Genomic DNA, 22,309 nt, shown 5'->3' with positions numbered 1-22,309 from the left:
CAGCCACAGGTCCGCGTCCCAGGCAGGCACGCGAACTTGGCTGGTGCTGCCATCTGCCGCTTCTACCCGCTCCGTTGCAACCCTCAGTTCAGCCTCGCGCGGTTGACCAGCCGTTCTGTGGCCCCCAACCCAGCCCAGGGTGCTCAACCCATCGAAGCGGTGATTGGGCGCTCCTGGACGTGCCCGTGACTGGCCTGCGGCGGACCTTCTTGCTCAGGCCAAGCAGACGGAGGCGGCTCACCCGCCCCTCTGCGGATCGGTGGCAGCCTCAGTGGGGCAACCGCAGGTCCGCGCAGCCTCGCTGGTCGGCCGGCTTCTTGGCGAAGGCGGCCAGAGCGGCCCGCTCGAACTCGGGTGAGGGGTGGGTGATGGTCTCCTGGTTCGCGCTGTCGAGTACCGACCACAGGGTGAACAGCGCCCGTTGGGAGCTTCCGGGGCAGCGGGCGGTGGCCCGCGCGTAGGACTCTTCCTTGTCGAAGCCGGCGTCGCCATGGATCTCCGAGGAGTCCCCCGCTTCCCGGTAGCTCTTGGCGTACGGGCCGAACGTGGCGGACAGCCGGTACCCAGGGTCCCCGTCGGGAGTGGCGAGGAAGCAGACCAGTGAGCTGGGTGGCGTCGTTGCGGTTGCCGCGGGTGAGCGTGGACGCGAGCAAGGTTCCGCCGTGCCCCGCACCTTGATCAACCTGACGCCGGGTCGGATCCGGCCACACCTTTGATCACTCTGTCAGAGGTTCCAAGACCATTTCCCATGTGGCCAGTTGGGCGGGTCTCTAGCAGCTGGGCCGGTTCGGCCGTGGGGTGTGCTGGGGTGGCGCCCCGTGCCGGCCGAGGCCGGGCGGCTTGGCCGGCACGGGGGTGTCAGGCCGAGTCGGGGCGGCGGATCCGGTGGGCGATCTGGCGCCAGACGGTTCGGCGTCGCTCGGGCGTGGCTGGTTCGGTTTCGGGTTCGGATTCTGGCGACTCCGTGGATTCGGCGGGTTTGCGGGGTTTGGGTGTGGTGCGGTTGGCTTCTGCGCGTGCCAGCGCGGCGATGGCCCGGAAAGGGTCGGTAGGCATGGTTCTCCTGCGGCAGAGGTGCGGGACCGGGGACGGTCGCTGCCCAGAGCGCGGTGTTCGCGGCTTCCGGGCGGGCGGGTCCGGTCAGCAGCGCAGGATCTCCCGCTGGATCGCCGGTGGGTGACAGTCGGCCGGGGTGCTGGGAACCGGGGCCGTGGAAGCAGCCGCGACGGGTGGCAGGCCGCTGATGGCTGGGGGGTCGACCGCGGGCAGGAGCGTGTGACACAGCGGCCGATGGGTGGCCGTGGCCACGAGGCATGTCTGGGTGGACGAGGGGTCGTGCCCTGGGTGCCGGCCGTGCGCCGGGGCGGCCTCGGCCCTGTGTGAACAAGGGGTCGCGGCGGCGGCCGTGACCGTGGCCTGACCGTGGGCGCATCCCGACTGCTCCTCGGCGGCCAGGTGCGAGTCGCCGAGGGAGGACAGAGTAAGCACCAGTGCGGCTACGGCCGCCAGGATCGCGGCGGTCGCGTGCGCGCGGACTGACAGCCTCAGACGGGCCATGAGTGGCGTGCGAAGGGGCATGCGTGCTCGCCTCCCGCCGTCCCGGTTGTGGCTTCTATTGGAATGATTGATGGGATTTGGGCGGAAAGATGTGGCAGTCACCCGTATGAGAGCCACCTTTCACCCGTGTCGGCTAAGCCCATCCCCCGGCCTCGTGGTCCGGCCTGGCTTGCCCTGCGCGGAGCCCTGATGCCCGTGCTCGCGGACCGACCGGGCGAATCCATCCGGATTGAGGCCGCGTCCCGCGTGGAGAGGTACACGGGGCGTCAGCAGCACAGCTCCGGCGGTGAGGCCCCGTGTTCCATGCCTCCTCGGATGAACCGTTGGCAGGGTTCGGCGTTGACCGACCGCCGGATCTCACAGCCCGAAGGCTCCGCCGCCGATAAGAATCATCAGGCCGAGGGAAACCAGAACGAAGGGCATCACGACGTGGGCCCAGCGGCTCAGGGCCTTGGCAACGATGGGACGGGTGGCGAAGAACTTGCCCTCGAAGCACCGGGCGGCGGCCAGGACGAGAGAACACGATCACGTTGACGATCACGATCACGTTGACGATGACGGTGATGCCATCGACGTCCGCAGGAGCGAAGACCGGGACGCAGGTATCCATGTTGTCGCCGCTGTTGGCAAAGCCGTCGGCGGAGACCTCGAGCGGATTTGGGCCGCCGACCTTGGCGTCACCCGCGTCATAGTCGCTGGTGCGCTCGCGCCATGCCTGCCAAGCCGCCCTCAGCCCCCAGGCGATCGGCAGTAGTCCCAGGTAGGGGATGACGACGGATTCGGGCAGGAACGTGGCGCCGCAGGCAGCCGCTGTGGCGATGGCGAGAATGACGACGAAGCCGAGATACCGCCCAATCACAATCTTGACCATCGATCCACGATTCCCGGCTCCTCGCGCGGAGAAGAGGGACAAGGTCATAATGTCGTTGATGTTGGTCACCCTTGGGGTTCGCCTGCTACTCCGCTGTCCCCGCCGTCGTGGGTACCGCACGCAGGGAACGGAACAGGACTGAGGAGGCGGTATTCGCCAACACCACTCACGTTGACGAAAAGGTGCGCGTGACGGGCTTTGCGCTAGAGGCTCGGGGTCACGAAATCGCCGGTCCATATGCGCTTCATTAATTGACGGCCGATCCTGTCTCGAATGCGCTGGTGTCCGACACCTCGGGGGAGGACTCACGCCCGCCGGTACCGAGACAGACCCAGCCATCGGTCCCGGCACCCGTCAGGTAGGCCGCGCGGAGACAGACAGTGATCTTCATAATGTTCACCATGCCGTGCCCCCCTTTCGGTGATCGGCGCTTACACTGCAAAGATCACCCATTTCGAATGCTGTAAAACGGCATCAAGACGCAGACCGACCGGGTGAGTGAAAACGTCGCATGATCGGGTAGCGAATACAGCCTCACTTTTGTGCATCAGCTCGGGAGGCCGGGGACTGGACGTCGACCAGCTGAGCCGGAACCTGGCCGAAGATGCCGCTGGGAAGCAGACACTGAGGCCTCCCTGGCCGAGCAGCACCGAACGCGCCCCTCGCCTGGTCAAGTAAGACCGCGTCCCGCAGGCCTGTTGGCCGAACTACGAGCGAGTCCCCGCACGCAAGGGCGAGACGCGGCACGATCGGCCCTTGCGTGTGGCTCCTGCCCGAGGCACGAACCTGCGGCCAGGCATCAGCAACGTTCAGCGTCGTATGTGAGGGTCTGATCTGGCCGGCTCGTAGACGAGCCGGAGGGCGAGGTCCTCGCAGACCTGGGCTTTGCGGCTCGGCGAGGCCTTCCGGGGCGGCGGGCCCCAAGCCGCCGCTGGTCGAGGATGCGCTCTGCGAACAGACGCTCCTGAAGGCGTACATCAGCTGCCCATGGCCCTTCGCCGTCGATGCGAAGAGCGCGGAGACTGGCACGCGCGTGAACACCGGCCGGGTCGACGGGTCGTGGAGCCTGTCCGGCATGGAGTCCGCATCCGCGCGTCCGAGCCGCACGCCTCCTGCGGGAAACCCTCGGACAGGCCCCTCGGCCAGCTCCACAGGATGAGCCGGTCAGAAGCCGCCTGCACCCAACTCCGCCTTGCGGGCCACTGGCTTCAACGGCAGCGGCGAGACCGGACCCACCTACCGCTACAGCTACACCGCCGACGCCCCGGGCAAGGCCGGCACCACCACCGTGGCCGACCCTGGGGGATGAGACGAAGTACGAGCACAGCGCCGACGGAGCGGTCTCCAAGGTCACCGACCCGCTCGGCCACAACCGCTCGCGGACCTACGACGCGAACAAGAACCTGGCCACCGCCACGGACGCGATGGGCACCGGCGGCACCCCGGGAAACGTCACGGCCTACGGATGGGACGGGCGCAACAACCCCACCTCCGCCAAGCTGCCCACAGGCGCGACCGGCGCGCTGACCGGCTATCAGACGATCGCGGGCGCGGACCTTCCCGGCACGGTGAAGACGCCGGACGGGGAGGAGTCCACGTTCTCCTACGAGGCCAAGGGCCGCCCCGAAACCGTGACCGACGGCCGCGGCACCAAGACCACGTACACCTACGACGAGCGCGATCGCGTCACCAAGGTCCAGGGCCCCTCGAAGACGGTGACCTACTCCTACGCAGTGGGCCCGGGGCTGTGCACGGCCGCCGGGGCCCACCGCCCTGGGAATCAGGTCAGGCGAGGGGACACCCGGTGGAAACCTCGCACGGCGTCAGGAACGTCGGGGCGTCGTTCGCGGTACCGAAGCCGGACGGGTCGAGAGCGGTGCTCGCGAACTGAACGTCGAGGTCCAGGTCGGAGAAGTCGCCGTTGTGCGTGGCGTATTCGGGAAGAGTCATCGTCGTCATGAGATAACTTCCTTACGGTGTCAAGTCATTCGCACAGGCGAATACAGAGACCCTTTTGGCCTCTGGCGGGAGGAGTCTATGGGGCGAAGAGGCATGCGCAACGATCGTTATTGGTCATGATTTGCCGTGAACCGGCCATGAAGCGGGTGAACTCACCCCAGCCACCTCAGCTCACGAGGAGCGGCATGTCCCATCCCGAGAGGGCACGGCCCTCCGCGTAGGCGTCCAGCGCGAGCGCGATCCCGGCGGCGCCTTCCAGGAAACCCGGCTCATCGGCTCTGTTCGGCAGGTCTGCCAGGAGCCTCACCGCCAGCTCGTCCCTGACCCGTGCCAGGCGCTCGTCGTGAAGGTGTTCGCCGATGAGCCCCATGAGATGGAGCACCCCGCTCCAGCCATGGCACAGCCCTGGAGCGTCGATGCCCCAGCTGTCCAACGGGAGGGCGAGAAGCGGGAGGAGGGACCGGTGGGCCAGGTCGTGCCAGTCGGACCGGTCAAGCGCGAGCGCCGCCAGCTGCACGGCACGGGTCATACCCGGAGCGCCGTAGCACCACGACGGGCGCTGCCGCGGTACCTTCCGTCCCGGCCCCGCCGCCCAGTGCTCAAGGGTGAGGTATCCCGGCCACCGGATACCGTCCCGGTCTTCCGTGGCCCACCGCCGCAGCAGGCCGACCAGGCTCTCCAACGCCTCGCGCTGCCCCTCGACGCGCACACCGTCCCGCCATGCCAACGCGAGCAGGGCGAGCGGCCCGCTGACGCCGTGGGAGAGTCCCAGGTTGAGATGCCCGTCCGGCAGCTCGTCCCGCTGTCCGGGGGTGGGCGGGGCCGGCGTCCACCAGCGCGGCACCCGATGCCCCTGGTGGAGCAAGTCCCCCTGCGTCAGGGCGACCAGATAGCGGAGCACCATGTCGAGTTCGGCGGCGGAGCTGTCGCGGCGGGCGAGCAGGTACCGTCCGATGCCTGCCATGCCGCGCACCACCTCGAACACACCGTTGGTGGCCAGTGGAGCGTCGGTGAGTGCGGGGAGCGCGCTTCGCACCAAACTGCGCTGGTGCTCGTCGAGTTGAGTCAGGGCCGAGTGGTAGCCGCCGGTGGCCCGGTGGGCGATGAGGACCGCGAACGCCACCGCGCCGGGTCCGGAATACCCGCCGGCCGGCGGGTGCTCTCCCCCGGCGAGGGACGTGATGGCCCGCGTGAGGTGACCATGGGCACGGGCGACGTGGTCGGGGCGCCGGGGCGTCGAGCCGCTGAAGGCGAGGGAGACGCCGGGGAATCCGTTGGAGAGGGAGAGGTCGGCCCACTGAGGGCCGCCTGCCGTGGATGCGGGATCGGCGAGCGTGTCGAGCACCTGGGCGGCGGCGGCGCGTGCCGCCGCGCGGACGCGGGAGCTGCCGGTGGAGGTCATCGTCTTCCTCTCGGCCTTGAGCCCGAGCCCTCGGTCGTCCCGGTGGCGCTCGTCGGGACTGACTCATGTGCGAGCCGCGCGAGGTGATCGCGTGCGACGCCTCTGAGGACGGCGTATCCGCTGAGCTCACCGGCCCTGTCGATACCCAGGAGCCGGTTGTACTGCATGTGCAACAGCGCGAGGACCGCGTTCTCCTGCGCGCTGCCGGAAGGGGGCCGGCCCTTGTCGGACAGCACGATCCGTCCGTACGTACGAGGTTCGGGAGCCTCGGTCCACAAAGCGGCCAGGGCCGGCGCACCGTACGCCTCGGCGAACCGCGCCGCGGTCCGCCCTCGCCCCGGCCTGACCAGATCCCTGACCAGTGCGCGATGCTGCTGGTAGTCGGCGTGCTCCGGCCCCTTGGGAAAGGTGTCGTCGACCCAGGCACACCAGTTCCAGTCGCCCAGTGACTCCAACAGCAGCGCCTGGTTGACGGCAGCCAGCACTTCGTCCGGCAGATCGAGGACTCCGCGTGCGCGCATGGCCAACTGTGCGACGACGGACCGGCTGTCCACGCAGAACAGCTGCTCGGCGGACGTAACCGCCTCGGGCCCGCCGTACCGGTCGGTCTCGGGCTCGTAGGTGTCCAGCACGGCGGTCCGGATCGCTCCGGTGTCGCGCAATCGCCTGAGATGGCGTGCGAGCGTGGGCAGTGCGTGTGCCCGCAGGGTTTCGGGGTCACCGTGGAAGCGGATCCGCAGATGAGGGTCGGGGTCCCGGTAGCGGATGAAGAACCAGCGGTCGATGTGCTGTTCGAGGTCGCCCAGCACGGTGGGGAGGTGGGTGCGTATCAGCTCATCATGGGTGCCCGGAACGGCGTACATCTTCGCGAACAGCCAGTCCTCGCCGGGGAGGTGGTAGCTGCTCGTCGCCGGCACCCGGATGTGCGAGGAGGGCGTCGCGGAGACGGGATCGGGAGCGAGCTCGGGATCGGGATCGGGGTCGGGAGCACCCCGTCCGGACAGGGGAATCACGACTTCGGCGCTGCGGCCCTGAGCCCAGCCGAGTCCTTGCCCGTCCGCCGTCAGGTCGTCGAAGAGCGCGAGGTTGCCCGTTCTGCGTATGTCCTGACGCAGCAGCGACTGGTGCCAGGGGTCGGTCAGGTCGACACCGTACGACTGGTCCCAGCGCAGGACTTGCAACCGGTCCGGCACGCGGTAGCGCTCTCGCCACTGGCCGATGGCGAGAGCCCATCCGGCCGGGTCTTGCGCCTGTTCCTGTGCTGCCTCGCGCAGCCGCTGGTCCGGTGTCCAGCGTCGGGGAGAGACGATGACCTTGCCGAAGCTCACCTGGGGCCGGAAGGGCAGGTCCTCAAGGCCCCACCAGCCCCAGCCGGTCCAGTTCCTGGAGCGGCCGAAGACGATGTCCACCATCAGGCGGACCACCTCGGGGGCCTCGTTGTCCAGGACCAGCATGTGCGGGACAACGGGAACGACGCGCTGCCCGGTGCGCGGGCAGCTGAGACGCATTCCGTGTACGTCGGCGCTGACGACCAGTTCGCGCCAGTCGAGGCAACCGGGCTCGCCCCGGTCCGCGTACACGCCGACCGGAATGGTGTACGGCAGCAACGGTGGCACCTGGATCAGGTTCAGGGTGCGTGTGGTGTGCGGTGAGAAGGCGACCTGCGCGAGCAGGGTGTCCTCGTCGGCGCTGAACGCCATGAGGCGGGACAACTCCGCGGTGCCGCCCAAGAGTTCGGTGAAGCGACCCGCCATCGCCCCGGCGAGCCGGGAGCCGTTGAGCGGGGAGCCGACGAGCCGGAAGTCCCCCTCGTCCAGAGCGGTCACGCTGTCCGCCAGCAGTTGGAAGCACAGCTCCATGGAGCACGGCGGGGAGACGGGCGGGGCGGTCGACGCAGGCGGCGGAGGCGACAGCCGGTCGATCAGATCAGGAGTGAGGCGTAATTCCTGGTCGTCACGGAGCAGCGCTTCCTGGACGAGCTGAGCCGCGAGGGCGCGCCGCTCGCGGAATGGCCCCTCGTCGTGTCCGTTGCCGGGTGCGGCGGCAGGTGGCACGGCACCCGCGCCCTGCCCGGACCGGTCCCGGTACTCGGCCGGAAAGCCCAACCCCCGGTGAGGGTCGATGAGTTCGGCGAGCGGCACCGTACCGCTGGTCCCGTACCGCTCCTTGAACCGGCTGCGGTAGGCGCGCATATGGGCGTGGGTGGCCCACTCCGGGGAGATCGCCCACATCGCGGAGGCGTATCGCCGCGCCTCCTCGGCCACCGCGTGAGGCAGCGTGACATCCGCGTCCACCCGCAGATCGACCTGGATCTGAGGCCGCCGCGCGGCGCCCGCGGGGTCGGTCAGTTGTCTCAGCCGGTGCCAGGACTCGCCGCCGGCGCCGGGCTCGGTCTTCTCGTACGCGGCCAGCGCGGACCGTACCTCACGGAGGGTTCCGGCCGCACCGGGAAGGCCCTCCTGACCCTCCACCGCGGACTCGACGCGGTCGAGGAGGGGCGCGTCGATGTGGTGCGGGGTGATCGACGTCAACAGGAAGCCGAGCCTGACCAGCCGCGCGAGGACAGCGTCGATCCGCTCGCCGGGAAAGCCGGGGAACGCGGCAGCCGCCTGCCGCAGCACGTCCTCGTACGGCGTGGGGCGTGCCGCGTCCTCGCACACCAGGGCCACCAGCGCGTTATGACGGACCGAGACCTCGGGACGGGTGTCGGACAACACCAGCCGATCGCCTCGCCGGTAGCACAGGTCGCTGGTGACGACGCTGACCCGGCCCCGGACCCCGGGGTCCTCCAGCCAGCTCTGAACGCGCTCGTGCAGCCACCCCGCGTCGAGCCGTGCCGCCTTGTGCCCGGGGCCGGTGATCTCGGCGTACGCCGTGGAGCCGAGGCGCGCCGTTGTCACACCGGCGAACAGGCCGAACGGTGTCGGCCGGCTGGACATGCGCAGCGCGTACCGGGTGGCCGACAAGGCGGCGCTCGTATGCCGCTTCGCCCCCAGGACACCGCCGGAGTCGATCCGGTCCAGGGAGTCGGCAAGGCTGCCGCTGGCCACCTGGATCGCTTCGCGGAGCAGTGGATCGGAGAAGACGCGCTGGATGGCCGAAGTGGAATCGGAGGGGGCGCCAAGGCCGTCATCCGGTTCCGGCCCGGTTCGGGGCGCGCTCGCCATGCGGAGAAGAATCGGCTCAGCCGTATCGAAGAAGTCGTCCCGCACAGGGGCATTCCCTTGCGTTCAGCGCGGGAACCGCGCGTCCTGGGGTGTCCGGTGAAGTGCCGGTCGGGGCAGTGGTGTTGGGCATGATCCGAGTGAAGCCCCATCAAGGTACAACATCGACCGTATGAACGAACCGGGGCAATCCCCCCTCTCCCGGCCGGCGGCGCGGGCCAGGAACACCTGGAGGCATGGTCGGCGACCGGGGACCTTCGACCCCACCCGCGCCGGGGGTGCCGCAGTGGCTATCCCTAATTAGCCAAATACGATTGCGCACCTCTTGACGTCGCGAGACTCATGACTTGTTATGGCTAATGACTAGTAGCCGACGTAGGGGTGAAGGTGTCCATAGGGTTCGAGGTCGACGAGAGGGTCGCCGACATCGCGCGGCGTACCACCGAGTTCGTACGGGACGTGGTGCTGTCCGAGGAGCACGCCTGCGACGGGAACGTCCACAGCGGGCCGGAGCCGCTGCGGCGACGGTTGCAGGAGGCCGCGCGGACGGCGGGTGTCTTCGCCCCGCACATCGGCGCGGAGTGGGGTGGGCTCGGCCTGGACCTGTGCGGGCAGGCGGTGGTCTTCGAGGCGGCGGGATACTCACTGCTCGGACCGCTGGCGCTCAACTGCGCTGCCCCCGACGAGGGCAATACGCACCTGCTGGAGGTGGTGGCCACCCCGGAGCAGAAGGAGCGGTACCTGCGCCCGCTGGCGGCCGGGGAGGTGCGCTCGTGCTTCGCGATGACCGAGCCGGCGCCGGGCGCCGGATCCGACCCCCGGGCGCTCGCCACCACCGCGACCAAGACCCCGGCCGGCTGGCGGATCGACGGCCGCAAGTGGTTCATCAGCGGCGCCGACGGCGCCGCCTTCGCCATCTGCATGGCCCGTACCAGCGGGGCCCCCGGGGACCCGGGCGGCGCGACGATGTTCCTCGTCGACGCCGACAACCCGGGCATGAAGATCGTCCGGAATCTCGACACCCTGGACCAGGGCCTGTTCGGTGGGCACAGCGAAATCGTCTTCGACGGGTGCGAGGTCGCCGACAGTATGGTGCTGGGCGAGGTGGACGAGGGCTTCGCGTACGCGCAGGTGCGCCTCGGGCCGGCCCGTATGACCCACTGCATGCGCTGGCTCGGGATAGCGCGCCGCGCCCAGGACATCGCTCTGGACCGTGCCGCGGACCGGTCGGCCTTCGGCAGGCCGCTGGCCGAACTGGGCATGGTCCAGCAGCAGCTCGCCGACAGCGAGATCGACATCGAGACCAGCCGGGCGGTGCTCTGGCGGGCCTGCTGGGAACTGGATCAGGGCCGCCCGGCCGCCCAGCACACCTCGATCGCCAAGACCTGTGTCTCCGAGGCGGTGAACCGGGTGGTCGACCGTGCCGTGCAGGTGTGCGGCGCGCTCGGCATCTCGGGGGACGTGCCGCTGTCGCGGATGTACCGGGAGGTGCGGCCGTTCCGCATCTACGACGGCCCCTCCGAGACCCACCGCTGGGCCATCGCCAAGCGCGCGGTGCGAGCGGCGCGGGAGCGGAGGGCCACCCGGTGACCTCGCCTCCGACGCCGGAGACTCCAGGGACGCCTCGGACGCCGGTGGTCGGCATCGACGGGCCCGCCCTCCAGAGCTACTTCGAGCGCCATGTCCCGGAGTGCGCCGGCCCGTTGCGGGCACGCCTGCTGCAAGGCGGGCGCTCCAACCTCACCTACGAGCTGACCGACGGGACACACCGCTGGGTGCTGCGCCGGCCGCCGCTGGGGAACCTCACCCCGACCGCGCACGACATGGACCGCGAGTACCGCGTCGTCGCCGCGCTCGGCCGGACCGGGGTGCCGGTCGCGCGAGCCGTGCTGTCGTGCACGGATCCGACGGTGATCGGGGCGCCGTTCTGCGTCGTCGACTTCGTGGCGGGGCCGGTGCTGCGGGACGGCGAGGAGGCCGCGCGATTGCCGCCCGCCGACGCACGGCGCGGCGCCGAGGCGCTCGTGGACGCTCTGGTGGCGCTGCACTCGGTCGACGCCGCCGACGTCGGGCTCGGTGACTTCGGCCGGCCCGACGGCTACCTGGAGCGGCAGGTACGCCGATGGCGCAGCCAGTGGGACAAGGTCGCCACCCGCGGCCTGCCCGACCTCGGCGAGTTGCACGGCCGGCTGGCGCGCGCCCTCCCCGCGAGCGGTGCCCCGGCGGTCGTGCACGGCGACTACCGCCTGGACAACACCATCCTGGCCCCCGGTGACTTCGGCCGGATCGCCGCGATCGTGGACTGGGAGATGGCCACCCTCGGTGACCCGCTCGCCGATCTCGGGATGCTGCTCATGTACTGGGAGCCGGTCTGCGAGCCGGTGTTGGGCACGAGACACGTACCCACGTCCAACCCCGGTTTCCCCTCGGGCCGCGAGCTGGCCGAGCGGTACGCCGAGAAGTCCGGGCGCGACATCGCCGCTGTGGCCTTCTACCAGGCGCTGGGGTATTTCAAGCTGGCTGTCATCGCCGAGGGCATTCACGCCCGTTACCTCGCGGGCCGGACCGTCGGCACCGGATTCGAGCGGGTCGGATCCGCCGTGCCCGCCTTGCTGCGCTCCGGGCTGGAGCTGCTGGCGTGACTGGGGCTGTTCCGTGAACCCGGGGCCGCTGCCGTGAACACTGATCTGTTGAGGAATGGAGAGCGCGTGTCGGAGCGACTGACCGGACAGACGGCCCTGATCACGGGCGCGACCGGCGGCATAGGGGACGCGGTCGCGCGCAGGCTGGCGGCCGAGGGTGCCACGGTGGTGGTGACCGACGTGGACGCCGACCGCTGCGACGGGCTGGCCAAAGAGCTGACGGCCGGCGGGGCGAGGGCGCTCGGCCTCGCGCTGGACGTGGCGGACGAGGACGCGTGGGCCGGTGTCGTCGAGCGCGTGGTCGCCGAACTGGGCGGCCTGTCCGTGCTGGTCAACAACGCGGGGATCGCCGACATGCGGACCGTCGAGACGGAGACGCAGGAGACCTGGGACAAGGTCATCTCGGTCACGCAGACGGGTGTCTGGCTCGGCATGAAGCACGGCGGCCCCGCGATCGAACGCTCCGGGGGCGGCTCGGTCATCAACATCGCGTCGATCTTCGGTACGGTCGGCGGTTTCGGAAGCCAGTTCTCGTACCACGCCGCGAAGGGCGCGGTCCGGCTGATGACGAAGAACGCCGCACTGCACTGGGCCACGCGCGGGGTGCGGGTCAACTCGGTCCACCCCGGTTTCATCGAGACGCCGCGCTCCCGTGAACTGTGGCGGGACACCGCGCGCCACACGGCGATGGTGGAAGGCACCCCCATGGGGCGGCTGGGGCGGCCCGAAGAGGTCGCGGGGGCTGTGGCGTTCCTCGCCTCCGAGGACGCCGGCTTCGTCACCGGCTCCGAGCTGTACGTCGACGGAGGCTGGACGGCGCGCTGACCGCGCGAACGTGCTGATCACGTCGGAGGGGGGCGTGCCAGATGGCGCGCCCCCCTTCCCGCCAGTGGTCTCACCGCACGCGCGTGTACCGGTTCACCCCGTTCGTGAACGCCGCGGTGGCCTGGCCGCGCAGTACGAGGACGTCCAGGTGCGCCGCCGTCTCGTTGATGGCGAGCATCTGATTGAAGGCGCTGAGCTCGCCGAACGGCACCTCCCGGCGCGTCCAGCTCAGCTCGCGTGCGACAGCGTGGGCGTCCAGCGTGCCCTCGCCCAGGGCTGACAGGCTCTTGCCCAGCCGGTCGTCGTGATGGGCGAGCAGTTCGGCGACCCGGGCGTGCGCGCTATCGGTCACCGGTCCGTGCGCGGGCAGCAGATGAGCGTCGGCGTACCGGGTCATGAGCCGCAGCGAGTCCAGGTAGTCGGCGAGCGGCAGGCCGCCGGACTCGGCCAGCTCGAAGCCGATGGACGGGGTGATGTGGGGCAGAACATGGTCACCGGAGAACAGCAGCCCGCGCCGCTCGTCCAGGTAGACCACATGCCCCCTGGTGTGTCCGGGCGTCGGTACGGCCCGCAGCTCGCTGTCACCGAAGCGGAGGGTCTCCGCGCCGAGCCAGCGGTCGGGAGCCTCCCACACGGCCGGGTCGTATCCGCCGTGGTCCATCGCCCGGACGCGGTCGGCCAGTTCACCTGCCCCGGCCCGCCGCAACGTGTCGATCGAGCCGGCCGGCTCGTCGCTGCGCAGTTCGTTCAGCATCTCCAGACCCGGACGCTCCCCCGCGCCCAGGTAGACGCGCGAGCCGAGCAGCCTGCGCAGTTCCACCGCCTGCGTGTAGTGGTCACGGTGGATATGGGTCACCAGGATGTGGCTGATGTCGCCCAGGTCGCGGCCGATGACGGCCATGGCCTCCTCAAGCGCCTTGCGCGCCTCGGGAATCGCCCAGCCCCCGTCGATCATGACGAGGCCACCGTCGTCGGCCAGGCCCTCCAGCAGATAGACATTGACGGCGTGCAGCCCGTCGTTGGGGAGCGGCAGGGGAACGCGGTGCACCCCGGGCTGTACGGTCTGGACTCCTGCTGCGGCCCACGGGCCCTGGTCGAACCGCGCTGTCATGACTCTCCTTGCTGATGTACCGCTGTGGTCACGTTGGATGGATCGCGCGCCGAGGCCCTCCACGGACGGGTTTCCTCATGCCGCGGGGCCGGCCGTGCGGGCACGCATTCTGAAGGCCAGGTCCCGGGCCCCGGCCCGGTCGAGCTTGCCGACCCTGGTCTGGGGCAGCTCGGACACTCCCCAGACGTACTCGGGCCACTTCGTCTTGGCCAGCCCTGCGCTCTCCAGGTGTCCGGTCACCTCGTCCAGTTCGATGCCGCCGCCGTCCTCGGTGACGACGAGCAGTGCCACGCGTTCGCCGAGCACCTCGTCGGGAACCGCGGCGACACAGGCCCTGGCGACGCGTGGGTGGCCGGCGACCGCGCGCTCGATCTCGGTGATGTCGATGTTGCGGCCACCGCGGATGATGACGTCCTTCTCGCGGCCCATGATGCTCAGGGTGCCGTCCTCGTGGGTCATCAGCAGGTCACCGGTCGCGAAGTAGCCGTCGTCGGTCAGCGCGGGGGGATGGACTCCGCCGTCGCGGGCGTAGCCCAGGAAGAGAGAGGGGCCGCGCACCTGTGCCCGGCCGGTCGTGCCCGTTCCGGCGGGCTGCCCGTCCGGGGTGAGCGCGCGGACGTCCGTACCGGGGAAGGGCCGCCCGTCCCTGCCGAGCCGGATTTCCTCGGGGTCGCCGGGGCTCGGGGAGGTGTGCCCGAGGCACTCGGACATGCCGAAGACTCGGAGGATCTTCGTGCCGAGGGACTGTTCGGCCCGTGCCAGGGCGGCGCGGTCCATGGGCCCGCCGCCGACGGTGATCGCCCGCACTCCGCCGAGGATCCCGGAGCCGGCGGCCTCGGCGCCCATCTGGAGAGCCATGGTCGGTACGCACATGGTCCAGCGGGCGTCGTTCTCGGCCATCCGCCGCAGTGCGACGGCCCGGTCCCACTTCCCCGTCAGCAGGAGCGGCCCGCCCAGCAGGAGGGAGAGGTAGACGCCGAAGCAGTAGGCCGCCGTGGACGACAGCGGCACGATCGCGGCGATGGCGTCGCCGCGTGCCAGGCCGTTGACGGCGATGGTGCTGGTGCACGCGTAGCGCAGGGCCTCTTCGGACTGTACGACGCCCTTGGGCCGCCCGGTCGAGCCGGAGGTGAGGCCGATCAGGACGCCGCCGGACCAGCGGGACACATCGCGCTTCCCGGGCGCGGTCCGACAGCTCCAGCCCTTGAGCACCGTGCTCGTCGGGCCCGGCAGCGCCTCGGGCACCGCCCATTCCTCCATCGCCGAGTCCTCGGCGATGACGGCGTCGGGGCTGATGTCCTCCCTGGCCGCGGTGAACTCGGCGGGTGTGGTGTGGCGGTTGACCACCGCGAGGACCCCGCCGCTCATGCCTACGGCAAGGGTGGCGACGACAGTGCGCCATGAGTTGTCCGCCTGAACCATGACGGTGCCGCACGTTCCACCTGCCCGGCCGTCGGCCAGCGCTCCGGCAAGGCCTGTCGCCTCGCCGAGCAGCTCCCGGGCCGTATGGGCGCCGGTGTCGTCGATGACGGCGACGAAGTCCGCCTCGTCGGCCTTCCGTTGGAACTCCCGCACTACCTGTCGCATTTTGGTTCCTCGCTGCGCTGCGCCGAACTCCGTGTAGTGAAAGCTGTGGTGCCTGCCGTGCTGCCGTGCTGTTGGGCTGTTGGGCGTTGGGGCTGGGGAATCGGTTGTGGCGGGTCAGGCGAGGAACATTTCCGCCTCGTGGCCCATCACCGCGATACGGCGGCCCTTCATGTCCCCCACCTGCGCGACGGCTTCCGCCCACTGGGGGCTCGCGAGGGCCGTCTTGAGGGCCTCCGGTGAGTCGAAGCCGAGCACGGAGATCCCGTCCCAGCCTTCGGAGCGCGGCTCCAGAGCTGCGTCGATCTCCGTGTGCCGCCAGGCGCGCAGTCCGGGCAGGCGATAGGTCAGCTCCGCGTGGTCGCCGCGCCACCAGTCGATGAACTGCTCGTGCGTCCACTCGGGAGGCCGGGCTGCCAGCAGAACGAGGTTGTACATGACGATCCTCCGTACGTTGGTCGGCTGAAGGCGTTGATGGGCTGACGGCGTCGGTCAGCTGAAGCGGATCTCGGTCGACCGGCCGATCAGCAGACGTTGCAGCCGGCCTTCCTCGTTCACGCGTCCCGCGGCGACGAAGCCCGCCTCGGGCACGCCCGCGCGCCGTACCTCCCCCAGGAAGAGTTCGTCCTGGCCGACGGTGACCGCCGAGAGCCGGTGGTGGGTGCGGGTGCCCTTCTCCCGCTGTTCGAGGTAGCCCACGAGAGCGTCGCGGCCTCCGGCGAAGTCGGTGGCTTTGCCGTCGCCGGTGGAGAAGAGGATGGAGAGCGAGAAGTCGTCGCTGATCAGGTCCAGGATCTTGGCCGGCTCGTCACCGTCCAGGATGTCGAACCACGCGGTCAGGAAGGGCGCCGAAGAGGAGGGCGGCGTCGGCGCCGAGGTGTCGAGGTCGGTCATGCCTGGCTCCCGCCGGGGGTGGCCTGCCGGGAGGCGGGTGCGTGTCCGGCGCCCTGTCCGGTCCGGTCGACCAGTTCGAAGGAGGTGGTGAAGAAGGACTGGTAGCGGGCCATGAGCCCGTTGGGCGAGATCACCGCGGCCGACAGGAAGGAGCCGATGTACTGCCCGGCCTCCGTCACCGCTCCGTAGACGGTCTCCAGGTCCGCGTCGCGGCTGTGACGCAGCACCTCATGGGCACGGTCCACCGGATTGCGGCCCGCGATATAGGCGGCGAAGTCCTCCTTGGACTTCCCGGTGGCCTCCCTGCCCGGCAGGGCGATGAGGAAGCGGAAGTCGGGTTCGAGCAGGTCCAGCGCCTGCTCGGGGTTCTGGGTGTCCATGCTGGCCAGGTATGCGCGCAACGCCATGAGTGAGCCCTTTCATGTGGCCGTCCGCGAGGTGCCGCCCTGGTGGCTGTCAGCCTCCGCCAGGCGGGCTGAGGAAGCCGTCCCGCGAACCCGCCTGCCCGGGGGTCTGGAGAACCGCCTTCCGCGCGTCCAGAATGCTCGGGTGGTGTGCGGTGCTGTTCGCGGCCTCGGCGTCGGAGCGAGCCGGGTGGTCACGAAGAGGCGCGTTCACGAACTCCCTCTCAGATCAACCTGAGTTCAGTTCAAGTTCAGAAGGATCGTAATCCCCGGGAAACACACCTGGCAAGAGCCGGCCCCGGACCGGCCGCCCCCTCGGTACGGCCCGGAGCGCCCCAAGGCAGCCGAGGCCCGCCAGGACAGCGGAAAGCCCCCTGCCGAACCGTCCGGATGTTCGTCAGGGGGCCGGGGGCCTGAAGGAGACGCGAGGGCTCGCGGGCGTCAGGTGGCGACCATACGGACGCAGGCTCCCTCGATCAGTTCACTGATCTCCGACAGGGGCGTCGGCCCCGACGGCCGGTACCACCGCCACACGCTGACGATGAGACCGAGCACGCTCGCGCCGAGCAGCTGCGCGTCCCGCAGCGGGAACGCCCCCTGGGACATGCCCCGTACGAGAAGGTTCGTCCAGTCGCGCTCGACCAGCTGGACCAGCCGTCGTGCCGCCACGCGCTCGGCCTCCTCGCGCTTGGACTTGCGCTCGCCGGAGAGCAGGTCGATGTGGTTTTGCAGGATGCGCATCTGAAGGACCTCCAGCTCGGAGACGTCGTACGCCGCGCGGACCGCGGCCCGCAGCGCCTCGACCGGGTCCTCGACGTCCGCGGTGGCCTCCGTGAACTTGTCGTGGGAGCGCTGGAGCTCCAGCCGCATGATGGTGAGCAGGCAGTGGGTCTTGGACTCGAAGTAGTGGTACAGGGCGGTCTGCCCGATGCCCACCCGCTCCGCGACCGTGGACCACTTGGTGGCCTCGAAGCCGGTCTCGCCGAAGCAGTCGACGGCGGCCGTCAGAATGGCTCCCCGCTTGGACCTCGGTCCCGCTTCCGGCTCAACGATCCTCGCCATGGACCCTCTCTTCTGGCCGTCCCTCCACCATTTCGGTAACCGAGAGTAGACCCAAGTTGAACTCAGTTGCCAATCAGGGGGGGGAATCAGCAGGATTCGAGCACGGTGGCATTCGCCATTCCGCCGCCCTCGCACATCGTCTGGAGACCATAGCGTCCCCGGGTCCTGCGCAGCTGGTGAACGAGCGTGGTCATCAGGCGGGCACCCGTGGCGCCGAGCGGATGCCCGAGGGCGATGGCGCCGCCGAAGGCGTTGACCCGCTCCTGGGCGGCGCCGGTCTCCTTCTGCCAGGCGAGGACGACGGGGGCGAATGCCTCGTTGATCTCGATCAGGTCGATCTCCTCGATCGACAGCCCGGCCTTGCCCAGGACCTTTTCCGTGGCGGGGATCGGACCGGTCAGCATGTGGATCGGATCGGAGCCGACCACGGCCATGGTGTGCACACGGGCCAGCGGGGTCAGCCCGTGGCGGCGTACCGCTTCCTCGGAGGCGATCAGCAGCGCTGCGGCGCCGTCGGCGATCTGGCTGGAGACGGCGGCGGTCAGCCGGCCGTCCTCGGTGAGGGTCTTCAGCCCCGCCATCTTCTCCAGCGTGGTGTCGGCCCGGGGGCACTCGTCCGCGGTGAGCCCGAAGGCCGGGACGATCTCCTTGCCGAAGGCCCCGTCGGCCTGGGCTGCGAGGGCCCGTTGGTGGCTGGTGAGCGCGAGCTGCTCCATGTCCGCGCGCGAGACCGCCCACTTGTCGGCGATCAGCTCGGCGCCGCGGAACTGCGAGACCTCCTGGTCCCCGAAGTGCTCGCGCCAGCCCTCCCCCGCGTACGGACTGCCCATACCGGCCTGTTCGCCGACGGTCATGGGGCTGGCGATGGGCACCAGGCTCATGACCTCCACACCGCCCGCGACCACCAGGTCGGCGGTACCGGATGCGACGGCCTGGGCGGCGAAGTGCACGGTCTGCTGGGAGGATCCGCACTGGCGGTCGACGGTGGTACCGGGGACGTGCTGCGGCAGTCCCGCGGACAGCCACGCGGTACGTGCGATGTTTCCGGTCTGTGCGCCGATCTGGCTCACGCAGCCGAAGTACACGTCGTCGACGGCGCCCGGGTCCACGCCGGTGCGCTCCAGCAGCGCGCGCAGCGCGTGTGCGCCGAGGTCGGCAGGGTGCACGGTGCTCAGCGCGCCGCCTCGGCGGCCGACGGGGGTGCGGACGGCTCCGACGATGAATGCTTGGGACACGGCGGTCTCCAGGGGTTCGGGAGAGGGGGTCAGGATCGGGGCGGGACGCGCGTGAACTCGGGCGCCCGCTTGCCGAGGAAGGCCGCGACGCCCTCGCGGCCCGTGGCGGACGCGGCAGCGGCGGCCAGCGCGGCGGACTCGCGGTCCAGGTGCGCGCCCAGGTCGGCCGTCATGCCGGAGGCCACGAGCCGGCGGGTGGCGCCGAAGGCGGCCGTGGGCCCGCGCCGCAGGACCTCCGCTGTGCGGGCGGCCTCAGCAGCGAGCCGGTCGGCGGGGACGACCTGGCTCACCATGCCGAGTGCCGCGGCTTCCGCCGCCGGTACCTGACGGTTGGTCAGCAGCAGGTCCAGGGCCCGCTTGGGGCCGACGAGCCGGGGCAGGAACCAGCTCACGCCGGCGTCCGGCGAGTAGCCGATGGCCGTGTAGGCCGCGGTGAACGAGGCGTCATCGGCGGCCAGGGTCACATCGGCGGCCGAGGCCAGGCCGATGCCCGCGCCCGCGACCGCCCCCTGCACGGCGGCCACCATGGGCGCGTCGATCGTGGCGAAGGTGCGCAAGGCGTCGTGCAGCGCCTCGGTCACCGCGAGGAGGTGCCTCTCCAGGGACTCGCCGGAGAACCGGGAGAACTCTCTGAGGTCGCCGCCGACGCAGAAGGACCTTCCCTCGCCGTCGAGCAGCACGGCCCGCACGTCCTCGCGTGCGCAGGCGTGTGCCGCTTCCCGCAGTCCGTGTGCCGTCTCCAGGCCGATGGCGTTGCCCGCCTCGGCCCGGCTCAGGGTGACGTGGGCGAGGCCGCCGTCGTGGATCTCGATGCCGACACTCATCGTGCCGTCCAGCCGCCGTCGACGGTCAGGACCTGACCGGTGCAGTACGAGGAGGCGTCCGAGGCGAGGAAGAGCAGCGCGCCGTCGAGTTCGTGCTCGTCGCCGCCGCGGCGCAGCAGCGTGTTGCGCTCGACCCAGCGGCTGGAGCGCTCGTCGCCGAACAGGTCGGCGGTCATCTCGGTGCGGAACCAGCCTGGGGCGAGTGCGTTGACCCGTGTTCCGGCGCGGCCCCACTGCCCGGCCAGCTCGCGGGTCAGACCGATCAGCCCGGCCTTCGACGCCGAGTAGCTCGCCCCGCCGAGGGGGGCTGCGGTGACCAGGCCGAGGATGGAGGCGACATTGACGACGCTCTTGCGCTCGCCGGGAGCTTCGGCCGCGAGCCGGGCCAGGTGGAAGGGCCCGGTCAGGTTCACGCCGAGCACGTCGGAGAAGGTCTCCGGGGACTCGTCCTCGGCGCGTGTCTCGCCGGATGCGGCGGCGTTGTTGACCAGGACGTCGATCCGGCCGGTGGCGGTCACCGCCGCCTCGGCGAGCCGCACCCGGTCGGCTTCTTGTGAGACGTCGCAGCCCACCGGGTGGATGCGCTCGTCGGAGCCGGCGAGTTCCTTCAGCCGGTCCACGCGGCGGGCGGCGGCGAAGACGGTGGCCCCGGCCTGGGCGAGGACGGTGGCGAAGCGTGCGCCGAGCCCCGAGGAGGCGCCGGTGACGATCGCGGTCCTGCCCTCCAGCGAGAACAGCTCCGCTGCGGGTCGCGGCCGGCTCATTCGTCCACCCCGATCGGCAGGACGGTGGCGCCGCCGTCGAGCACCAGGGTCTGGCCTGTCATCCAGGAGGAGGCGTCGGAGGCCAGGAACAGCGCCGCGTTCGCGACGTCCTCCACGGTGCCCAGGCGCCGCAGCGGCAGCTTGGCGGTGAGGATGGGCTCGCGCGCCTCCCACACCGCCCGTGCCAGCTCCGTCTTGATCAGTCCGGGGGCGATGGCGTTGACGCGTGCGCGCGGCCCCAGTTCGTAGGCGAGCTGCCGGGTCATGTGCAGCATGGCGGCCTTGGTGGCGTTGTAGTAGCCGATGTGGGGGTCGACTATCAGCCCTCCGACGGAGGCGATGTTGACCACCGCTCCCCCGTGCTCGGCCATCCAGGCCCGCCAGGCGCAGCGGGTCCAGGCGATCATGCCGTACTGGTTGACCCGGACGGTCTTCTCCGCACGCGGCAGGTCCAGGTCGAGCAGGTCGCCGTGGTACGGGTTGGTGGCCGCGTTGTTGACGAGGATGTCGATCCGGCCGAAGCGGGCCATGGTCTCCTCGGCGCACGCTTCGGCCTGGTCGGGTTCGCCGGCGTTGGCCACGACCGTGTGGAGGTCGCCGTCGCCCTTGACGCGCAGCAACTCCTCGCGTGCCTCGGCGAGTCCGGCCGCCTTGCGGGCGGCGATCACCACGTGCGCGCCGGCTGCCCGGTAGGCCGCGGCGATCCCGAGACCGATGCCCCGGGATCCGCCGGTGATGACGGCGACCCGGCCCTCCAGGGTGTGGGTGTTCACGCTGCCCCTGCCTTTGTGTCGGTCTTTGTGCCGGTCTTTTGATACTGGGCGAGTTCCTGACGGGCGATCGTCCGCAGGTGCACTTCGTCGGGGCCGTCGGCGATGCGCAGCGCCCGGGTGATGGCGAACAGCCGGGCCAGTACAGTGTCGTCGCTGACGCCTGCCGCGCCGTGGGCCTGCACAGCGCGGTCGACCACCTTGTGGGCGACGTCCAGCGCCGCCACCTTGATCGCGGCGACCTCCGTGCGCGCCGCCGCGTTGCCGCGGGTGTCCATCAGCCAGGCCGACTTGAGGACGAGGAGGCGCAGTTGCTCGATCTCGATGCGGCTGCGCGCGATCCACTCGCGCACCACGCCCTGGTCGGCGAGCGGCCCGCCGAAGGCGACGCGCTCGGTGACGCGCTCGCACATCATCCGCAAGGCGCGCTCGGCGAAGCCGACGGCGCGCATCGCGTAGTGCATGCGCCCCGGGCCGAGGCGGCCCTGGGCGAGCGCGAAGCCCTGGCCTTCCCCGCCGAGGACGTTCTCCACCGGTACGCGGACGTTCTCGAAGAGCACGTCACCGTGCCCGAGCCGGTCGGTGTAGCCGAACATCGGCAGGTCCCGCAGGACCGTGACGCCCGGGGTGTCGCGCGGGACGAGCAGCATGCTCTGCTGGCGGTAGGTGGGCGCGTCCGGGTCGGTCTTGCCCATCAGGATGATCAGCTCGCAGTCGGGGTCGAGGATCCCGGAGGTGTACCACTTGCGCCCGTTGACGATGTAGCTGTCGCCGTCGCGGGTGATGCGGGTGCGGATGTTGCGGGCGTCGGAGCTGGCGACCTCGGGCTCGGTCATGGCGAAGCAGGAGCGGATCCGGGCGTCCAGCAGGGGCCGCAGCCAGCGCTCCTGCTGCTCGGGCGTGCCGTACAGCGCGAGCAGTTCCATGTTGCCGGTGTCGGGCGCGGAGCAGTTGAAGACCTCGGGGCCGATGATGGAGCGGCCCGCCAGTTCGGCGAGCGGCGCGTACTCCAGGTTGGTGAGCCCGGCGCCCCAGTCGCCGTGGGCCATGAAGAGGTTCCACAGGCCCTCGGCGCGCGCCTTGTCCTTCAGCTCGGTCATCACCGGCGGCACCGCGTGCGGGTCGTCCGCCTCGGCCAGCTGCCGGTCATGGACCGCCTCCGCGGGGAAGACGTGCTCGTCCATGAACGACCGCATGCGGCCTTGAAGTTCGCTCGCTCGCGGCGAGAATCCGAAATCCAC

General features: G+C 70.4%; 20 protein-coding genes and 1 pseudogene. 4 read left to right on the top strand and 17 right to left on the bottom strand.

Translation table 11 applies throughout. The features are described from left to right. Positions 1 to 268: 268 nt before the first annotated feature. The 3 genes from OHB04_RS35615 to OHB04_RS35605 form a co-directional block, all read right to left on the bottom strand. On the bottom strand, positions 269 to 673 hold the full coding sequence (locus tag OHB04_RS35615; RefSeq protein WP_326809074.1) for a hypothetical protein: 405 nt from the start codon (positions 671 to 673) through the stop codon (positions 269 to 271). A 185-nt stretch (positions 674 to 858) separates the two neighbouring features. Next, complete coding sequence (locus tag OHB04_RS35610; protein ID WP_326691757.1) at positions 859 to 1,056, bottom strand: hypothetical protein; 198 nt, start codon at positions 1,054 to 1,056, stop codon at positions 859 to 861. Positions 1,057 to 1,690: 634 nt separating this feature from the next. Continuing rightward, a complete protein-coding gene (locus OHB04_RS35605; RefSeq protein ID WP_326693072.1) occupies positions 1,691 to 2,476 on the bottom strand; it encodes a cadmium resistance transporter in 786 nt (261 codons plus the stop codon). 1,138 nt (positions 2,477 to 3,614) lie between these two features. Here OHB04_RS35605 and OHB04_RS35600 point away from each other — a divergent pair. Continuing rightward, positions 3,615 to 4,158, top strand: a pseudogene (locus OHB04_RS35600) (RHS repeat-associated core domain-containing protein); the annotation flags it as partial. Between the two features lie 55 nt (positions 4,159 to 4,213). On the opposite strand, the gene OHB04_RS35595 reads toward OHB04_RS35600, so the two are convergent. From OHB04_RS35595 to OHB04_RS35585, 3 genes are all read right to left on the bottom strand, one after another. After that, complete coding sequence (locus OHB04_RS35595) at positions 4,214 to 4,387, bottom strand: hypothetical protein (protein ID WP_326693148.1); 174 nt, start codon at positions 4,385 to 4,387, stop codon at positions 4,214 to 4,216. Positions 4,388 to 4,553: 166 nt separating this feature from the next. Continuing rightward, positions 4,554 to 5,789: a lanthionine synthetase C family protein gene (locus tag OHB04_RS35590; protein WP_326809073.1), complete on the bottom strand. Its 1,236-nt coding sequence runs from the start codon at positions 5,787 to 5,789 to the stop codon at positions 4,554 to 4,556. Continuing rightward, positions 5,786 to 8,956, bottom strand: coding sequence for a lantibiotic dehydratase (locus OHB04_RS35585; RefSeq protein ID WP_326809072.1), 3,171 nt, complete (start codon positions 8,954 to 8,956; stop codon positions 5,786 to 5,788). Before OHB04_RS35585 ends, OHB04_RS35590 begins: the two co-directional genes overlap by 4 nt. Before the next feature lie 384 nt (positions 8,957 to 9,340). Here OHB04_RS35585 and OHB04_RS35580 point away from each other — a divergent pair, with 384 nt between their 5' ends. From OHB04_RS35580 to OHB04_RS35570, 3 genes are all read left to right on the top strand, one after another. Further along, a complete protein-coding gene (locus tag OHB04_RS35580) occupies positions 9,341 to 10,543 on the top strand; it encodes an acyl-CoA dehydrogenase family protein (RefSeq protein WP_326691754.1) in 1,203 nt (400 codons plus the stop codon). Continuing rightward, the gene (locus OHB04_RS35575) at positions 10,540 to 11,595 is read left to right on the top strand and encodes a phosphotransferase family protein (RefSeq protein ID WP_326691753.1); all 1,056 of its coding nucleotides are present in this window, start codon (positions 10,540 to 10,542) and stop codon (positions 11,593 to 11,595) included. Before OHB04_RS35580 ends, OHB04_RS35575 begins: the two co-directional genes overlap by 4 nt. A gap of 66 nt (positions 11,596 to 11,661) precedes the next feature. Beyond that, positions 11,662 to 12,420 (top strand): SDR family NAD(P)-dependent oxidoreductase, encoded by a 759-nt coding sequence (locus OHB04_RS35570; protein ID WP_326691752.1) that lies wholly within the window; start codon positions 11,662 to 11,664, stop codon positions 12,418 to 12,420. Positions 12,421 to 12,490: 70 nt separating this feature from the next. Here the strand turns inward: OHB04_RS35570 and OHB04_RS35565 are convergent, their stop codons facing one another. The 11 genes from OHB04_RS35565 to OHB04_RS35515 form a co-directional block, all read right to left on the bottom strand. Further along, the gene (locus tag OHB04_RS35565; RefSeq protein ID WP_326809071.1) at positions 12,491 to 13,531 is read right to left on the bottom strand and encodes an MBL fold metallo-hydrolase; all 1,041 of its coding nucleotides are present in this window, start codon (positions 13,529 to 13,531) and stop codon (positions 12,491 to 12,493) included. Between the two features lie 75 nt (positions 13,532 to 13,606). Next, a complete protein-coding gene (locus tag OHB04_RS35560) occupies positions 13,607 to 15,118 on the bottom strand; it encodes a class I adenylate-forming enzyme family protein (RefSeq protein WP_326809070.1) in 1,512 nt (503 codons plus the stop codon). A gap of 114 nt (positions 15,119 to 15,232) precedes the next feature. Then, on the bottom strand, positions 15,233 to 15,553 hold the full coding sequence (locus OHB04_RS35555; protein WP_326691749.1) for an EthD family reductase: 321 nt from the start codon (positions 15,551 to 15,553) through the stop codon (positions 15,233 to 15,235). Positions 15,554 to 15,607: 54 nt separating this feature from the next. Beyond that, positions 15,608 to 16,009, bottom strand: coding sequence for a nuclear transport factor 2 family protein (locus tag OHB04_RS35550; protein ID WP_326691748.1), 402 nt, complete (start codon positions 16,007 to 16,009; stop codon positions 15,608 to 15,610). After that, entirely contained in the window at positions 16,006 to 16,416 is a 411-nt protein-coding gene (locus tag OHB04_RS35545; RefSeq protein ID WP_326809069.1) for a nuclear transport factor 2 family protein, read from the bottom strand. The genes OHB04_RS35550 and OHB04_RS35545 overlap by 4 nt, the downstream gene beginning before the upstream one ends. 438 nt (positions 16,417 to 16,854) lie before the next feature. Then, entirely contained in the window at positions 16,855 to 17,475 is a 621-nt protein-coding gene (locus OHB04_RS35540; protein ID WP_326691746.1) for a TetR/AcrR family transcriptional regulator, read from the bottom strand. Between the two features lie 86 nt (positions 17,476 to 17,561). Further along, a complete protein-coding gene (locus tag OHB04_RS35535) occupies positions 17,562 to 18,710 on the bottom strand; it encodes an acetyl-CoA C-acetyltransferase (protein ID WP_326691745.1) in 1,149 nt (382 codons plus the stop codon). Positions 18,711 to 18,739: 29 nt separating this feature from the next. Continuing rightward, complete coding sequence (locus tag OHB04_RS35530; protein ID WP_326809068.1) at positions 18,740 to 19,534, bottom strand: enoyl-CoA hydratase/isomerase family protein; 795 nt, start codon at positions 19,532 to 19,534, stop codon at positions 18,740 to 18,742. Then, positions 19,531 to 20,298, bottom strand: a complete 768-nt coding sequence (locus OHB04_RS35525; protein ID WP_326691743.1) for an SDR family NAD(P)-dependent oxidoreductase — start codon at positions 20,296 to 20,298, stop codon at positions 19,531 to 19,533. Before OHB04_RS35525 ends, OHB04_RS35530 begins: the two co-directional genes overlap by 4 nt. Further along, the gene (locus OHB04_RS35520) at positions 20,295 to 21,071 is read right to left on the bottom strand and encodes an SDR family oxidoreductase (RefSeq protein WP_326691742.1); all 777 of its coding nucleotides are present in this window, start codon (positions 21,069 to 21,071) and stop codon (positions 20,295 to 20,297) included. The genes OHB04_RS35525 and OHB04_RS35520 overlap by 4 nt, the downstream gene beginning before the upstream one ends. Further along, entirely contained in the window at positions 21,068 to 22,309 is a 1,242-nt protein-coding gene (locus OHB04_RS35515; protein WP_326809067.1) for an acyl-CoA dehydrogenase family protein, read from the bottom strand. The genes OHB04_RS35520 and OHB04_RS35515 overlap by 4 nt, the downstream gene beginning before the upstream one ends.

The organism is Streptomyces sp. NBC_01775 (assembly GCF_035917675.1).
GTDB lineage: Bacteria > Actinomycetota > Actinomycetes > Streptomycetales > Streptomycetaceae > Streptomyces.
This window is presented reverse-complemented; position numbering and strand designations above follow the sequence as displayed.

Coding starts and splice junctions, on each gene's coding strand:
- OHB04_RS35610 (WP_326691757.1), bottom strand. CDS start 1,056: ATGCCTACCGACCCTTTCCGGGCCATCGCCGCGCTGGCACGCGCAGAA.
- OHB04_RS35605 (WP_326693072.1), bottom strand. CDS start 2,476: ATGACCTTGTCCCTCTTCTCCGCGCGAGGAGCCGGGAATCGTGGATCG.
- OHB04_RS35595 (WP_326693148.1), bottom strand. CDS start 4,387: ATGACGACGATGACTCTTCCCGAATACGCCACGCACAACGGCGACTTC.
- OHB04_RS35590 (WP_326809073.1), bottom strand. CDS start 5,789: ATGACCTCCACCGGCAGCTCCCGCGTCCGCGCGGCGGCACGCGCCGCC.
- OHB04_RS35585 (WP_326809072.1), bottom strand. CDS start 8,956: ATGGCGAGCGCGCCCCGAACCGGGCCGGAACCGGATGACGGCCTTGGC.
- OHB04_RS35565 (WP_326809071.1), bottom strand. CDS start 13,531: ATGACAGCGCGGTTCGACCAGGGCCCGTGGGCCGCAGCAGGAGTCCAG.
- OHB04_RS35560 (WP_326809070.1), bottom strand. CDS start 15,118: ATGCGACAGGTAGTGCGGGAGTTCCAACGGAAGGCCGACGAGGCGGAC.
- OHB04_RS35555 (WP_326691749.1), bottom strand. CDS start 15,553: ATGTACAACCTCGTTCTGCTGGCAGCCCGGCCTCCCGAGTGGACGCAC.
- OHB04_RS35550 (WP_326691748.1), bottom strand. CDS start 16,009: ATGACCGACCTCGACACCTCGGCGCCGACGCCGCCCTCCTCTTCGGCG.
- OHB04_RS35545 (WP_326809069.1), bottom strand. CDS start 16,416: ATGGCGTTGCGCGCATACCTGGCCAGCATGGACACCCAGAACCCCGAG.
- OHB04_RS35540 (WP_326691746.1), bottom strand. CDS start 17,475: ATGGCGAGGATCGTTGAGCCGGAAGCGGGACCGAGGTCCAAGCGGGGA.
- OHB04_RS35530 (WP_326809068.1), bottom strand. CDS start 19,534: ATGAGTGTCGGCATCGAGATCCACGACGGCGGCCTCGCCCACGTCACC.
- OHB04_RS35525 (WP_326691743.1), bottom strand. CDS start 20,298: ATGAGCCGGCCGCGACCCGCAGCGGAGCTGTTCTCGCTGGAGGGCAGG.